We start from the raw sequence: 13,043 nt of genomic DNA on the forward strand, positions 1-13,043 counted from the left end.
GCTACCGTGTGGACACTGGTGGAACGTGTGGCTGACGAGGGTGGAGACAACCCCATGCCCGCCACGGGCGAGGCGGCGCTGCGACTCGAGTGCGAAGCCGGCCAACCCTGCCCGCGCATGGGCTGATGGTTTGCCACAGCAGCCAACCGGTACCGGACGGGGCCTGATCCACCGCAGGGGGGCGCCGGGCACGGCCATGGAGATTCACCTCGATAATTCTTTTCGAGGAGGAATTGTTCGATGTTCACGCCCCACCCCTTGCGGGAGGTTTTGCACAACGAGGTTCATGCGCGCCCTTACGAGCGCATGTGTGCGCCTTTGGCCTTGTCTCATTTGGCTTTGCTCACGCCGCCGGGGCAGACGGCCTCGCGCGAACATCTGCATGCGCTGTTGCGCGCGCGCCACTTGCCGCTGCCGGCCGAGGAGGCCAGCCACCTGAGTCTGGACATCGGCGGGGTGCATTTGCGTTGGGAGCAGCACACCGAGTTTCAGACGTACACCTTCTGGCGAGCCTTGTCGGAACGCCCCACCAGCTTCGATGAGCCGGCGGTCAGCCTGGTGCCGCAGGACTGGCTGCGTGGCATTCCGGGGCAATGGTTGGTGGGCATGCATGTGGTGGTCAGCCGTTCGCGCGACGAGGGCTTCGATCCGCTGATCCGCGGCGCCTTGTCCGAAGACAGCCTGGTGGGCTCTGTCGTGATGGACGGCCAAGCCGAGGTCTATACCGATTTCCGGCTGCATGCCGATGGCTTTGCACGCGTGGTCGTGGTGGCCGCCAGCATGCATCCGCGCCGCTTGGGGCGCACCGTGCAGCGGCTGTTGGAGGTGGAAACCTATCGCATGATGGCTCTGCTGGGTTTGCCTGCGGCGCGTCATGTGTCCTCGACTTTGGCCGATGCGGAGCGTGAGCTGGCGCACATTGCCGACCAGATTCGCAGTGCCGAGCGTTCGCATGAGCCGGAGCTGTTGCGGCAGTTGACCCGTTTGGCCGGTCGGGTAGAGAGTCTGTATGCCGCGACCCACGCACGCTTTTCGGCCAGCGCGGCCTACTTCGAGTTGGTGCAGCAGCGAATCGAGGAATTGGGAGAGCACCGGTTGGCTGGCTTGCAGACCATGGGGGAGTTCATGGATCGCCGTCTTGGGCCGGCCATGCAGACATGTGCTTGGGCGGCTCGGCGCCAGCAGCAGTTGTCCGAACGCATCTCGCGCACCAGCAATCTGCTGCGCACCCGTGTGGAGATCGAGCAGCAGCAAAGCAGTCAAGCCTTGCTGGATGCGATGAATCGCCGTCAGAAGGCTCAACTGATGTTGCAGTCCGCCGTGGAGGGCTTGTCGATTGCAGCGATCACTTATTACGGTGCCGGTCTGGTGGGCTATCTGGCCAAGGGGGCCAAGGCTGCAGGCTTGCCGCTGCTCGTCGATGTGGTCGTCGCTGCGGCCATTCCCGTGATCGCCGCTGCCGTGTGGGTCGGGTTGCGACGTCTGCATGCAGCAGCCCAGCGGGCGGCGCAATAGACCGGGCGCTGCAAAGCGGCGCCAGGCCGCGCATAATCATCCGATGATTCGGCCGGGGCTTGCGATGAAACCTTTTCTTTACGACGCACCTTATCCCTCTGTGCGGCTGCCTGTGTTTGCCCGCAACGTGGTGGCCACGTCTCACCCGGCGGCGGCCAGTGCTGGGCTGCGCATGCTGTGGAAAGGGGGCAATGCGGTGGATGCTGCCATTGCCGCGGCGGCGGCGATGACGATTCTCGAGCCGGTCAGCAACGGCTTGGGCAGCGATGCTTTCGCGATCGTGTGGGACGGTCGGCAGCTGCATGGCCTGAATGCAGCCGGCCACGCGCCGGCTGCCTGGACACGAGAGTACTTCATGGCCCGGTATGGCGCGCAGGCCACGCGCCCGCCCAAGCGGGGCTGGGATGCGGTGACCGTGCCAGGCATGGTGGCCGGCTGGGTTGCGCTGCATGAGCGTTTTGGCCGATTGCCTTTTGCCGATTTGTTGGAGCCGGCGATCGACTATGCCGAGCGCGGCTACTGCGTGCCACCGGTGGTGGCTGCCAAATGGGCTGCGGCCGTGCCGGAGCTGCAAAGCCAGCCAGGCTTCGCGCAGACCTTCATGCCCCATGGCCGTGCGCCGGAGGTGGGCGAGCACGTCACTTTCAAGGATGCTGCGCGCAGTCTGCGTTTGATCGCCAACAGTCGGGGCGAGGCGTTTTACCGGGGCGAGATCGCCGCAGCCATGGTTGCGCATGCGCGCCAGCACGGCGGCAGCATCACCCTGGAGGATTTGGCGGCGATGCGGCCGCAGTGGGTCACGCCGATCTCGCGGCATTACCGAGGATATACGCTGCATGAGATTCCGCCTTCGGGGCAGGGCATTGCCGCGCTGATTGCCTTGGGGATCCTTTCGCAGTTCGACGTGGCGGCGTTGCCGCGGGACTCGGTGGCTTCGCAGCACTTGCAGATCGAGGCGATGAAGCTGGCGTTTGCCGACACGTATCGCTACGTGGCCGAGCGTGAGCACATGGAAGTCTCGGTCGAGCAGATGCTCGATGAGGCCTACCTCGCCCGCCGCGCTCGGCTGATCGATCCGACGCGTGCGCAGGTCTTCGAGGCCGGCAATCCTCCCACGGGGGGCACGATTTACTTGACGGCCGCCGATGAGCAGGGATTGATGGTCAGCTGGATTCAAAGCAACTACATGGGCTTCGGCTCGGGGGTGGTGGTGCCCGGCTACGGCGTGTCGTTGCAAAACCGTGGCCATGGCTTTTCGTTGCAGGCGGGCAGCCCCAATGTGGTGGCTCCGGGCAAGCGGCCGTTTCACACCATCATCCCCGGCTTCCTCACCCGAGAAGGAGAACCGGTGATGAGCTTTGGCGTGATGGGGGCCAACATGCAGCCGCAAGGCCATGTGCAAACCTTGGTGCGCATGCTCGACTATGGACAGAACCCGCAGGCCGCCTGCGACGCGCCGCGCTGGCGCTACAACGAGGGCTTGTCGCTCAATGTCGAGTCCACGATGGATCCGGCCGTGGTGCAGGGGCTGCAGGACTTGGGCCATCGCATCGAGGTGCTGCAGGACCCCTATCAGGACTTCGGCGCGGGCCAGTTCATCTGGCGCTTGGGGGACCCGGCGGTCCAAGGCTATGTCGCTGCCAGCGATCCGCGGCGCGACGGACAAGCGGTCGGGTTTTGAGCGTGGCGGCTCGAGACACCGCGGCGCGGCCACCGATGGCCGGCGGGCTGCTGCTGGCTGCCGCCGGTGCGGTGGCCTTTTCGGGCAAAGCCATCATCGTCAAGCTGTCGTATCGCTATGGCGTCGATGCGGTGACGGTCATCATGTACCGCATGCTGTTCGCGTTGCCGCTGTTTGTGCTGCTGGCCTGGTGGTCTGGACGCGGCCGGCCGGCTTTGAGCCGTCGCGACTGGCTGGGCATTGCCGGCCTGGGGTTCAGCGGCTACTACTTGGCCAGCTTTCTCGACTTCTTGGGCCTTCAGTACATCAGTGCCAGCCTGGAGCGGCTCATCCTCTACCTCAACCCCACGTTGGTGTTGGCCTTGGGGGCCGTGCTGTTCGGCAAGCGTGTGCAGGCGCGTCAGATCGTGGCCATCGCGGTGAGCTATGCCGGCGTCTTGCTCGTGTTCGGCCAGGAAGTCAGTTTCGAAGGGCCCAATGTGCTGCTCGGGGCGCTGTTGGTGTTCGCCAGCGCGGTGTCGTATGCCGTCTATCTGGTCTACAGCGGCGAGATGGTGCAACGCCTGGGCTCGATGCGTCTGGTGGGCTGGGCCAGCACGGTGGCGTGTGTGCTGTGCATCGTCCAGTTCCTGCTGGTGCGGCCGCTGGCGGCGGCCGTGGTGCCGTCCGAGGTGCTTTGGCTGGCCGTGCTCAACGCCACGGCCTGCACGGTGGCGCCAGTGCTGATGGTGATGATGGCCATCGAGCGCATCGGCGCGGCCGCGGCGGCCCAGACCGGCATGATCGGCCCGCTGTCGACCTTGGCGCTGGGGGTGTTGGTGCTGGGTGAGCCCTTCACCCCGTGGATTGCCGCGGGCACGGTGCTCGTGCTGGCTGGTGTGTGGTTGTTGACGAAGTGGAGATGACGTCGATGGATTTGGGCATTGCAGGCAAGTGGGCTCTGGTGTGCGCTTCGAGCAAGGGGCTGGGCAAAGGCTGTGCTGCTGCTTTGGTGGCTGAAGGGGTCAATGTCGTGATGACCGCTCGCACCGCGGCCGACCTCGAGGCGGCCGCGGCGCAACTGCGTGCGCTCGGTCGAGGCCAGGTGCGCACCGTCTGCGGTGACATCACCACGCCCGAGGGCCGCGCTGCGGCGCTGGCCGCCTGCCCGCAGGTGGACATCCTCGTGAACAACGCGGGCGGCCCGCCACCCGGCGACTTCCGGGACTGGGGGCGCGAGGAGTGGCTTCAGGCCCTGGAGGCCAACATGCTCACCCCCATCGAGCTGATCAAGGCCACCGTCGATGGCATGGCTGCGCGTGGGTTTGGGCGCATCGTCAACATCACCTCCGGGGCGGTGAAGGCGCCCATCGATGTGTTGGGGCTGTCCAATGGCGCCCGCAGCGGGCTCACCGGCTTCGTGGCTGGACTGGCGCGCAGCGGCATCGCCGCTCGCAATGTGACGATCAACAACCTGCTGCCTGGGGCGTTCGACACCGACCGCTTGCGCAAGACCTTGGCCGCCGGCGCACAAAAAGCGGGCATCGATCTGGACCAGGCTGTGCAGCGCCGCCTGCAGGGCATTCCCGCACGGCGCTTTGGCACGGCCGAGGAGTTCGGTGCCGTGTGCGCCTTCTTGTGCAGCCAGCAGGCGGGCTATATCACCGGGCAGAACTGGCTGCTCGACGGCGGGGCCTATCCAGGCACGTTTTGAGCCCATCGTCCAAGGGCGCGGCGTTCAGCTTGTTGCAAGTGCTGCACTGCCGCAAGCTCGAAGAGCGCACAGGGGGGTGGTCTGTACCGCCGCATTGGTGCGAAATGCGGCCTCTATGCTCGCAAACCCGCATTACAGCCGGGGCCAGAGGAATAACATAGCTGAACTCTCACACCAAAGACCGCCGTGTCCCCGCCCCAGGGGAGCGCGCAGGTCGCCCCGATAGGAGACCACGATGAAAGCGTCTCAAACCCCCCTGAGCCGCCGGCGCCTGTTTGCCGGTGCGGGCTCGATCGCTGCGGCGGCAGCGGTGGCCAGCGTGGTGCCCATGCGTGAGGAACCGCCGGCAGCGGCCCCAAGCGAGCCGCAGCCGGACCGGCGAGCCGGCTACCGGCTGACGGAGCACGTTCAGCGCTACTACCAGACCGCTCGTGTCTGAGGAGGGCGCCGCAGGCTGGGGCGGCCGTGGCTGCTGCCCTGTCGTCCGTCTCATCGCTTTGCAGTCTCAGGAGCCGCCATGTTGCTCACTCGGAAATCTTCCAGCGTCACGCCGGTCGATCGGGGGTCGTCCTCGCTCGTGACCAGCCTTGCGCGCGGCGTGGCCCGCGCCGTGCCCACCATGGATCGCCGCGCGTTTTTGCGTCGCTCCGGCTTGGGGCTGGGCGTGGGGTTGGCCGCCTCGCAACTCAGCTTGGTGAAGAAGGCGCAGGCGGCTGACCCTGCTGCGGCTTCGGCGGCCGCGCCCAAGGTGGAGGTCAAACGCACGGTGTGCGGCCACTGTTCGGTCGGCTGTGCAATCGACGCCGTGGTGGAAAACGGGGTGTGGGTTCGCCAAGAACCCGTGTTCGACTCGCCGATCAATCTGGGCTCCCACTGCGCCAAAGGGGCGGCCGTGCGCGAACACGGCCACGGCGAGTACCGCTTGAAGTACCCGATGAAGCTGGTCAACGGCAAGTACCAGCGCATCAGCTGGGACCAAGCGCTCGATGAGATCGCGGCCAAACTATTGAAGTTGCGCGAAACCAGCACGCCCGATGCCTTGTTCGTCGTGGGTTCCAGCAAACACAACAACGAGCAAGCCTATCTCCTGCGCAAATGGATGAGCCTGTGGGGCAGCAACAACTGCGACCACCAGGCGCGCATCTGCCATTCCACCACGGTGGCCGGTGTGGCCAACACCTGGGGCTATGGCGCGATGACCAATTCCTACAACGACATGCAAAACGCCAAGGCGGCGCTGTACATCGGCTCCAACGCTGCCGAGGCGCATCCGGTGTCGATGTTGCACATGCTGCATGCCAAGGAAAACGGCTGCAAGATGATCGTCGTCGACCCGCGCTTCACCCGCACGGCCGCCAAGGCCGATCAGTACGTGCGCATCCGCTCCGGCACCGACATCGCCTTTCTGTTTGGCGTGCTCTACCACGTCTTCAAGAATGGCTGGGAAGACAAGAAGTACATCGCCGACCGCGTCTATGGCATGGACAAGGTGCGCGAAGAGGTGATGACCAAGTGGACGCCCGACAAGGTCGAGGAAGTCTGCGGTGTGCCCGAGGCCGAGGTCTTTCAAGTGGCCAAGACCATGGCCGAAAACCGGCCCTCGACCATCGTGTGGTGCATGGGGCAAACGCAGCACACGATCGGCAATGCGATGGTGCGCGCATCATGCATCTTGCAGCTGGCCCTGGGCAACATCGGTGTGTCCGGTGGGGGGGCGAACATCTTCCGCGGCCACGACAACGTGCAAGGCGCCACCGATGTGGGGCCCAACCCCGACTCGCTGCCGGGCTACTATGGCCTGGCCGAAGGTTCGTGGAAGCATTTCGCCAAGGTCTGGGGCCTGGACTATGAATGGCTGAAGTCGCGCTACGCACCCAACATGATGACCAAGTCCGGCATGACCGTGTCGCGGTGGATCGACGGCGTGCTGGAGAAACCCGAGCTGATCGAGCAAGGCAGCAATCTCAAAGCGCTGTTCTTCTGGGGCCACGCCCCCAACTCACAGTCTCGCGGGCTGGAAATGAAGCGGGCGATGGACAAGCTCGATCTGCTGGTCGTCATCGATCCCTTCCCATCGGCCACGGCCGCGATGGCGGCCATGCCTGGCAAGCCCGAAGACCTCAATCCGAACCGCGCCGTTTACCTGCTGCCAGCCACCACGCAGTTCGAGACCTCGGGCTCGTGCACCGCGTCCAACCGCTCCATCCAATGGCGCGAGAAAGTCATCGAGCCGCTGTGGGAATCGCGCACCGACCACATGATCATGTACCAGCTGGCCGAGAAGCTCGGCTTTGGCAAAGAGCTGGTCAAGAACTACAAGATGGTGCCTGGCAAGGGCGGCATGCTGGAGCCCGAACCCGAGTCCATCCTGCGTGAGATCAACCGGGGCGTGTGGACCATCGGCTACACCGGCCAAAGCCCCGAACGGCTGAAGGCGCACATGCGCAACATGCATGTCTTCGACGTCAAGACCCTGCGTGCCAAGGGCGGGGTGGACAAGGAGACCGGCTACGTGCTCGATGGCGATTACTTCGGCCTGCCCTGGCCTTGCTACGGTACCCCCGAGTTGAAGCACCCCGGCACGCCCAATCTCTACGACACCTCCAAGCATGTGATGGACGGCGGTGGCAACTTCCGCGCCAATTTCGGTGTCGAGCGTGATGGCGTGTCGCTGTTGGCCGCAGACGGGTCTCACTCTCTCGGAGCGGACATCACCACAGGCTATCCCGAATTCGACGACGTGCTGCTGAAGAAGCTGGGGTGGTGGGGCGAACTCACCCCCGAAGAGCAGCAAGCCGCCGAAGGCAAGAACTGGAAGACCGACTTGTCCGGCGGCATCATCCGTGTGGTGATGAAGAACCACGGCTGCCACCCCTTTGGCAATGCCCGGGCGCGGGCGGTCGTTTGGAACTTCCCGGATGCCATTCCGCAGCACCGCGAGCCCATCTATTCGACGCGGCCCGATCTGGTGGAGAAGTATCCGACCCATGCGGACAAGACCTTCTGGCGTCTGCCCACGCTGTTCAAGACCTTGCAGGACCAGAACAAGGACATTGGTCAGCGCTTCCCACTGATCATGACGTCGGGCCGTCTGGTCGAGTACGAAGGCGGTGGCGAGGAAACCCGCTCCAACCCCTGGTTGGCCGAGTTGCAGCAAGACATGTTCGTCGAGATCAACCCAGCCACTGCCAACGACCGTGGCATCCGTCCCGGGGACATGGTGTGGGTGAGCACCCCGACCGGCGCGCGCATCCGTGTCAAGGCACTGGTCACCGAGCGGGTCGATCGCCACACGGTCTTCCTGCCCTTCCATTTCTCGGGCCACTGGCAGGGCCAGGACTTGCTGCGCTACTACCCCGAGGGGGCGGCTCCCGTGGTGCGTGGCGAGGCCGTCAACACCGCGACCACCTACGGCTACGACGCCGTGACGATGATGCAGGAGACCAAGACCACGGTCTGCCAGATCGAACGGGCGAGCGCCTGAGCGACGGCCGGCTGACAGGAGAACCCCATGGCTCGAATGAAATTCATCTGCGATGCCGAGCGCTGCATCGAATGCAATGGCTGCGTCACTGCCTGCAAGGCCGAGCATGACGTGCCCTGGGGCGTCAACCGCCGCCGCGTGGTCACGATGAACGATGGCCAGCCCGGTGAGCGCAGCATCTCGGTGGCTTGCATGCACTGCAGCGATGCGCCTTGCATGGCGGTGTGCCCGGTGGATTGCTTCTACCGCACCGAAGAAGGCGTGGTGTTGCATGACAAAGACATCTGCATCGGCTGTGGGTATTGCTCCTATGCCTGTCCGTTCGGGGCGCCGCAGTTCCCGGCCAATGGAACTTTCGGTCTGCGCGGCAAGATGGACAAATGCACCTTCTGCGCCGGCGGCCCCGAAAAGAGCGGCTCGCAAGCCGAGTTCGAAAAGTACGGGCGCAATCGCCTGGCCGAAGGCAAGCTGCCGGCCTGTGCCGAGATGTGCTCGACCAAAGCCTTGCTGGGCGGTGACGGCGACGTGGTGGCCGACATCTTCCGCACCCGCGTGCTGCACCGCGGCAAGGGCAGCGAGGTTTGGGGTTGGGGCACGGCCTATGGCCGACCGACCCAAAGCAGTGGCCAGACGCCCGTCAAGGAAGGAGCCAAGTCATGAGCCGCCGACCTCTGGTTGCGTTGGGACTGGGGCTGGTCGTGGGCTTGGCCGCCTGCGGGCAGACCGAGCAAACCGCCAAGGCACCCCTCAAGGGCAGCGACAGCCCGGCTTGGCAGGGGGCGGCCAATCCGTTCGTCGCCCCGGGCTGGAAGCCCGGGGACCCGGCCGCTTGGCAAGAACAGATGCGCCGTCGCGTGGCCGGGCAGAACGAGTACTCGCGCATCAACTAGCGGGCTGCGTGCACGCGACGGAGGACACGCCATGTTTCGCTTACTCCAGGGTCTGACGATCGCTGCGATGCTGTCGCTGTCCGTGAGCGTCGGCGCCCAAAGCGCTGCGCCGGCGGCCACCCGTGGCGCTCCCGAGGGCTATGTGGCCCCGGCCGACCCGAAGCCGGAGGACACCAATGCCCAGCGAGCGGTCTCGCAACCTGGCAACAATGCGCCGTTTTGGCGTGCCGTGCGCGAGTCGGGCCAGCAAAGTGGCTACACCAGCCTGCCCGGGGTGGAAAAAGGCGTGCTGATCCAATCGCTGGTGCAATACCCCGGCTCCAAGCACACCACCGCGGGTGAGGCCTGGCGGCAGGTGCGCAACCAGTGGATCTTGCCTTATGGAGGGGCGCTGCTGCTCATCGTGCTGCTGGCCCTGGCCTTGTTCTATTTCACCAAGGGCCCCATCAAGCTGAGTCAGCCCGAGACGGGGCGGCGGATCGAGCGTTTCACCTATTTCGAGCGTGCAGCGCACTGGACCAATGCGATCGCTTTCGTGGCACTGGCCATCTCGGGCATCGTGATGGCTTTTGGCAAATTCTTCCTGTTGCCCATCCTCGGTGGCACCTTGTTCGGCTGGCTGGCCTATGCGATGAAAACCATCCACAACTTCGCCGGGCCCTTGTTCGCCGTCTCGCTGGTGGTGGTCATCCTCACCTTCGTCAAAGACAACTGGCCGAGCACACATGACCTCGTTTGGCTGGCCAAGGGGGGTGGCTTGTTCACTGGCGCCCATGTGCCCTCACACCGTTTCAATGCCGGCGAGAAGCTGCTGTTTTGGGGCGGGGTGTTCTTGCTGGGCTTGATCGTGGTGGCCTCGGGCCTGGTGCTCGACAAGCTCGTGCCCGGGCTGCTGTACACGCGCGGCGAGATGCAAATCGCCCACATGATCCATGCCAGTGCCGCGGTGCTGATGATGGCCGCGTTCCTGGGCCACATCTACATGGGCACTCTGGGCACTCAGGGGGCGTACCAGGCCATGAAGACAGGCTATGTCGATGAGACCTGGGCCAAGGAGCATCACGAGCTGTGGTACCGTGATATCCAGGCGGGCAAGATCCCGGCGCAACGCTCCACGTCCCACCAGGCCGCCGCGGGCAAGCCGGCCGCCCAGGCGTGAAGCGTCCTTGCGGCGGGCTGCTGCGGCAGCCTGCGGCCTGGCCTTGCCGATATGCTTTCATCCATGACTGCTCGTCCCGACCTGCGCCCTGAGCTCAGCCAGGCCTCCACCCGTTTCACGCACCGCGTCACGGTCGTCGATGAATATGGTCAGCCGCGTGAGGTGGAGATGCCCGCCGAGCGTGATCTCACGCTGTACCTGGATCGGCGTGAACTGGTCACCTTGATGACCATGGGCGCGCATCCCGAGCTGTTGGCGCTGGGCTACCTGAAGAACCAGCGCCTGGTGCCTGGCATCGAGCACATCGCCAGCGTGCAAGTGGACTGGGAGGTGAACGCTTGCGCGATCACCACCCGCGGGGGTGTGCCCGACCTGGAGGCGCGCACGGCGCGGCGCATCGTCACCACCGGCTGCGGTCAGGGCACGGTGTTCGGCGGTCTGATGGACGAGATCGACCAGATCCGACTCGGCGACACGCGGATTTCGCAGAGCACGTTGTACGACTTGCTCGATGCCATGCGCCGGCATGACACCATTTATAAAAGCGCCGGTTCGGTGCACGGTTGCGCCTTGTTCGCAGGCAGCGAGCTGTTGCTGTTCACCGAAGATGTGGGGCGCCACAATGCACTGGACGCGATTGCCGGCTGGATGTGGCTGCATGCCGTCGAAGGACGGGGCAAGATTCTCTACACCACCGGTCGCCTGACGAGTGAGATGGTCATCAAGGCCGCTCAGATGGGCGTGGCCATCGTGGTTTCACGCTCGGGCATCACCGAGATGGGCCACCGTTTGGCAGTGCAACTGGGCATGGCGCTGTTTGCGCGCTGCACGCAGCGGCACTTTCTGCTCTACTGTGGGCAGGAACGCTTCATCGCCGAGCCGGACTTGGTTCCGCCGGCGCCGCAGCCCTGGACACCGCAGGAGCGCCGTTCGGCGCCGGGCCGCCAGGGCTGAAGAGGCGTTGGCTTTCAGGGGCGGGCGTTGGCCAGATCGCGCACGATCGTGGGCCCGGCTTTTTGCTCGATGCGTGCGAGCATCTCCCGGTTCCAACCCGCGGCAAACATGGCCTCGGCCACCACGAACATCGGCCCGACCAACAGGCCGATGAGATCGTCCACGAACGCGGGCTTGCGACCTTCGTAGTAGTGGCCGATGAACTGGATGATCCAGCCCACCACGAAGGTGCCGATGCCGGTGGCCAACCAAATGCTGGTGCTGCTGGCGGCCACCAGATGGCCCAGTCCGATCAAGACCCCCACGGCCACACTGGTGGTCAGGCCCAGCACCCAGTGACGGCTGAGATACCACAGCGCCGTCAGCGCAAACAGCACCCAAGCCGGCGTCAGCGGCCAACCGGCCACATCGAATTGGGGGCGAGCCAACAAGGTGCCCACGGCAAACACGATCAACGGGACGCCCACGAAATGGGTGGCAATGTTGCGGCGATCGCGGTGATAAGCGGCGTACTGGGTCAACAAATCGAGGGCGCTGCGCATGGCGGTCTCCCCAAGAACAGGAACGGCAGGCAAATGATGGGTGCTCAGGCCTCAATCTTTCGACAAGACCGACCTGATAGGTTCAGGGTTTTCCCGGGTATGTGCGCGGTGTCGTGCGCTGTCTCTTGGGGGGCAGCAGGCCGTCGCAGCAGGTTCACTCCGGCTCGATCCCGGCGGCACGGATGATTTGGCCCCATTTGCGGGTTTCTGCGGCCTGGAACTGGGCCAAACCTTCGGGCGTGGTGGTGAAGGGCTCCGAACCGCTGGCCTCGAAGAAGGCTTTGGCCGCTGGGCTGGTCGTCCCGCGAATGAGCAGCTCGTTGAGCTTTTGCACCACGGCAGCCGGGGTGCCAGCCGGGACATACGCGGCAAACCAATAGCCCATTTCATACCCGGGCACGCCGCTTTCGGCGATGGTGGGCACCTGCGGCAGCAGCGCGGAGCGCTTGGCCGCCGTGACACCCAACGCACGCAGTTTGCCGGCTTGGATCTGTGGCACGCCGGTGGACATGTCGGCAAACATCAGCTGGATTTGTCCGCCGATCAGGTCGGTGATGGCTTGCGGATTGCTCTTGTAGGGCACGTGCAGCAGCCGGACTTTGGCCATTTGCTGGAACAGTTCGCCTGCCACCCGGCTGGAGGAGCTGCCGCTGCCAAAGCTGAGCTGGCCCGGGTTGTGACGGGCATGCTCGACCAGCTCGGCCACGGTCTTGAAGGGCTGGGACGGATGGACCACCAGCACTTGCCCGCCGCGGCCCAGCGCTGTGACTGGGGCGAAGTCCTTCACCGGGTCGTACCCCAGTTTTTTGTACAAGTGCACATTGGCCGCATGGGTGGTGTTGGTGGTGATCAGCACGGTGTGGCCGTCGGCCGGTGCACGAGCGGCCGCCTGGGCGGCGAGCATGCCGCTGGCGCCGGCGCGGTTTTCGATGACCACGGGTTGTTGCGTGTCGGCGCTGAAGGACTGGCCCAGCGCGCGGGCCAGCTGGTCGGTGGCGCTGCCGGCGGCAAACGGCACGATGAAGGTCACCGGGCGCTCTGGAAAAGCCCAGGCCGGGGATGCCCCCAGCAAGAGCAAGGCGGCTGCGGCAAGGCATCGGCGACGGTTCATGGCGGTCATGGGGA

At 65.0% G+C, this 13,043-nt stretch carries 12 protein-coding genes; 10 read left to right on the forward strand and 2 right to left on the reverse strand.

The window, feature by feature from the left end; all coding sequences use genetic code 11:
* The first annotated feature begins 240 nt into the window (after nucleotides 1-240).
* The 10 genes from CTA01S_RS09950 to CTA01S_RS09990 all read left to right on the forward strand — a co-directional run bounded on the left by CTA01S_RS09950 (nucleotide 241) and on the right by CTA01S_RS09990 (nucleotide 11,376).
* Entirely contained in the window at nucleotides 241-1,515 is a 1,275-nt protein-coding gene (locus tag CTA01S_RS09950) for a DUF3422 family protein (protein ID WP_062195106.1), read from the forward strand.
* Nucleotides 1,516-1,579: 64 nt separating this feature from the next.
* On the forward strand, nucleotides 1,580-3,196 hold the full coding sequence (locus tag CTA01S_RS09955; protein WP_062195110.1) for a gamma-glutamyltransferase family protein: 1,617 nt from the start codon (nucleotides 1,580-1,582) through the stop codon (nucleotides 3,194-3,196).
* Nucleotides 3,197-3,231: 35 nt separating this feature from the next.
* Nucleotides 3,232-4,101: a DMT family transporter gene (locus CTA01S_RS09960; RefSeq protein WP_019561870.1), complete on the forward strand. Its 870-nt coding sequence runs from the start codon at nucleotides 3,232-3,234 to the stop codon at nucleotides 4,099-4,101.
* A gap of 5 nt (nucleotides 4,102-4,106) precedes the next feature.
* Nucleotides 4,107-4,889: an SDR family oxidoreductase gene (locus CTA01S_RS09965; protein WP_062195365.1), complete on the forward strand. Its 783-nt coding sequence runs from the start codon at nucleotides 4,107-4,109 to the stop codon at nucleotides 4,887-4,889.
* Between the two features lie 235 nt (nucleotides 4,890-5,124).
* The gene (locus CTA01S_RS16450) at nucleotides 5,125-5,328 is read left to right on the forward strand and encodes a hypothetical protein (RefSeq protein WP_019561872.1); all 204 of its coding nucleotides are present in this window, start codon (nucleotides 5,125-5,127) and stop codon (nucleotides 5,326-5,328) included.
* 78 nt (nucleotides 5,329-5,406) lie between these two features.
* Nucleotides 5,407-8,373 carry a formate dehydrogenase subunit alpha gene (locus CTA01S_RS09970; RefSeq protein ID WP_062195113.1) on the forward strand — a complete coding sequence of 989 codons (2,967 nt, stop codon included), beginning with the start codon at nucleotides 5,407-5,409 and terminating at the stop codon, nucleotides 8,371-8,373.
* 27 nt (nucleotides 8,374-8,400) lie between these two features.
* On the forward strand, nucleotides 8,401-9,033 hold the full coding sequence (fdh3B, locus tag CTA01S_RS09975) for a formate dehydrogenase FDH3 subunit beta (RefSeq protein WP_026330339.1): 633 nt from the start codon (nucleotides 8,401-8,403) through the stop codon (nucleotides 9,031-9,033).
* Nucleotides 9,030-9,263, forward strand: a complete 234-nt coding sequence (locus tag CTA01S_RS09980; RefSeq protein WP_019561875.1) for a hypothetical protein — start codon at nucleotides 9,030-9,032, stop codon at nucleotides 9,261-9,263. The genes fdh3B and CTA01S_RS09980 overlap by 4 nt, the downstream gene beginning before the upstream one ends.
* Before the next feature lie 31 nt (nucleotides 9,264-9,294).
* Complete coding sequence (locus tag CTA01S_RS09985) at nucleotides 9,295-10,422, forward strand: formate dehydrogenase subunit gamma (RefSeq protein ID WP_062195116.1); 1,128 nt, start codon at nucleotides 9,295-9,297, stop codon at nucleotides 10,420-10,422.
* A gap of 63 nt (nucleotides 10,423-10,485) precedes the next feature.
* Nucleotides 10,486-11,376: a formate dehydrogenase accessory sulfurtransferase FdhD gene (locus tag CTA01S_RS09990; protein ID WP_019561877.1), complete on the forward strand. Its 891-nt coding sequence runs from the start codon at nucleotides 10,486-10,488 to the stop codon at nucleotides 11,374-11,376.
* A 14-nt stretch (nucleotides 11,377-11,390) separates the two neighbouring features.
* On the opposite strand, the gene CTA01S_RS09995 is transcribed toward CTA01S_RS09990, so the two are convergent.
* Nucleotides 11,391-11,918: an Mpo1 family 2-hydroxy fatty acid dioxygenase gene (locus tag CTA01S_RS09995; protein ID WP_062195118.1), complete on the reverse strand. Its 528-nt coding sequence runs from the start codon at nucleotides 11,916-11,918 to the stop codon at nucleotides 11,391-11,393.
* Nucleotides 11,919-12,072: 154 nt separating this feature from the next.
* A complete protein-coding gene (locus CTA01S_RS10000) occupies nucleotides 12,073-13,038 on the reverse strand; it encodes a Bug family tripartite tricarboxylate transporter substrate binding protein (RefSeq protein WP_019561879.1) in 966 nt (321 codons plus the stop codon).
* Nucleotides 13,039-13,043: the final 5 nt, after the last annotated feature.

Origin of the sequence: Caldimonas taiwanensis NBRC 104434 (genome assembly GCF_001592165.1) — a bacterium.
GTDB lineage: Bacteria > Pseudomonadota > Gammaproteobacteria > Burkholderiales > Burkholderiaceae_C > Caldimonas > Caldimonas manganoxidans.

What these genes read in the sequence shown, in the direction of transcription:
- CTA01S_RS09955 (WP_062195110.1), top strand. Translation starts at nt 1,580, where the DNA reads ATGAAACCTTTTCTTTACGACGCACCTTATCCCTCTGTGCGGCTGCCT.
- CTA01S_RS10000 (WP_019561879.1), bottom strand. Translation starts at nt 13,038, where the DNA reads ATGACCGCCATGAACCGTCGCCGATGCCTTGCCGCAGCCGCCTTGCTC.
- CTA01S_RS09950 (WP_062195106.1), top strand. Translation starts at nt 241, where the DNA reads ATGTTCACGCCCCACCCCTTGCGGGAGGTTTTGCACAACGAGGTTCAT.
- CTA01S_RS09990 (WP_019561877.1), top strand. Translation starts at nt 10,486, where the DNA reads ATGACTGCTCGTCCCGACCTGCGCCCTGAGCTCAGCCAGGCCTCCACC.
- fdh3B (WP_026330339.1), top strand. Translation starts at nt 8,401, where the DNA reads ATGGCTCGAATGAAATTCATCTGCGATGCCGAGCGCTGCATCGAATGC.
- CTA01S_RS09980 (WP_019561875.1), top strand. Translation starts at nt 9,030, where the DNA reads ATGAGCCGCCGACCTCTGGTTGCGTTGGGACTGGGGCTGGTCGTGGGC.
- CTA01S_RS09970 (WP_062195113.1), top strand. Translation starts at nt 5,407, where the DNA reads ATGTTGCTCACTCGGAAATCTTCCAGCGTCACGCCGGTCGATCGGGGG.
- CTA01S_RS16450 (WP_019561872.1), top strand. Translation starts at nt 5,125, where the DNA reads ATGAAAGCGTCTCAAACCCCCCTGAGCCGCCGGCGCCTGTTTGCCGGT.
- CTA01S_RS09960 (WP_019561870.1), top strand. Translation starts at nt 3,232, where the DNA reads ATGGCCGGCGGGCTGCTGCTGGCTGCCGCCGGTGCGGTGGCCTTTTCG.
- CTA01S_RS09995 (WP_062195118.1), bottom strand. Translation starts at nt 11,918, where the DNA reads ATGCGCAGCGCCCTCGATTTGTTGACCCAGTACGCCGCTTATCACCGC.
- CTA01S_RS09965 (WP_062195365.1), top strand. Translation starts at nt 4,107, where the DNA reads ATGGATTTGGGCATTGCAGGCAAGTGGGCTCTGGTGTGCGCTTCGAGC.
- CTA01S_RS09985 (WP_062195116.1), top strand. Translation starts at nt 9,295, where the DNA reads ATGTTTCGCTTACTCCAGGGTCTGACGATCGCTGCGATGCTGTCGCTG.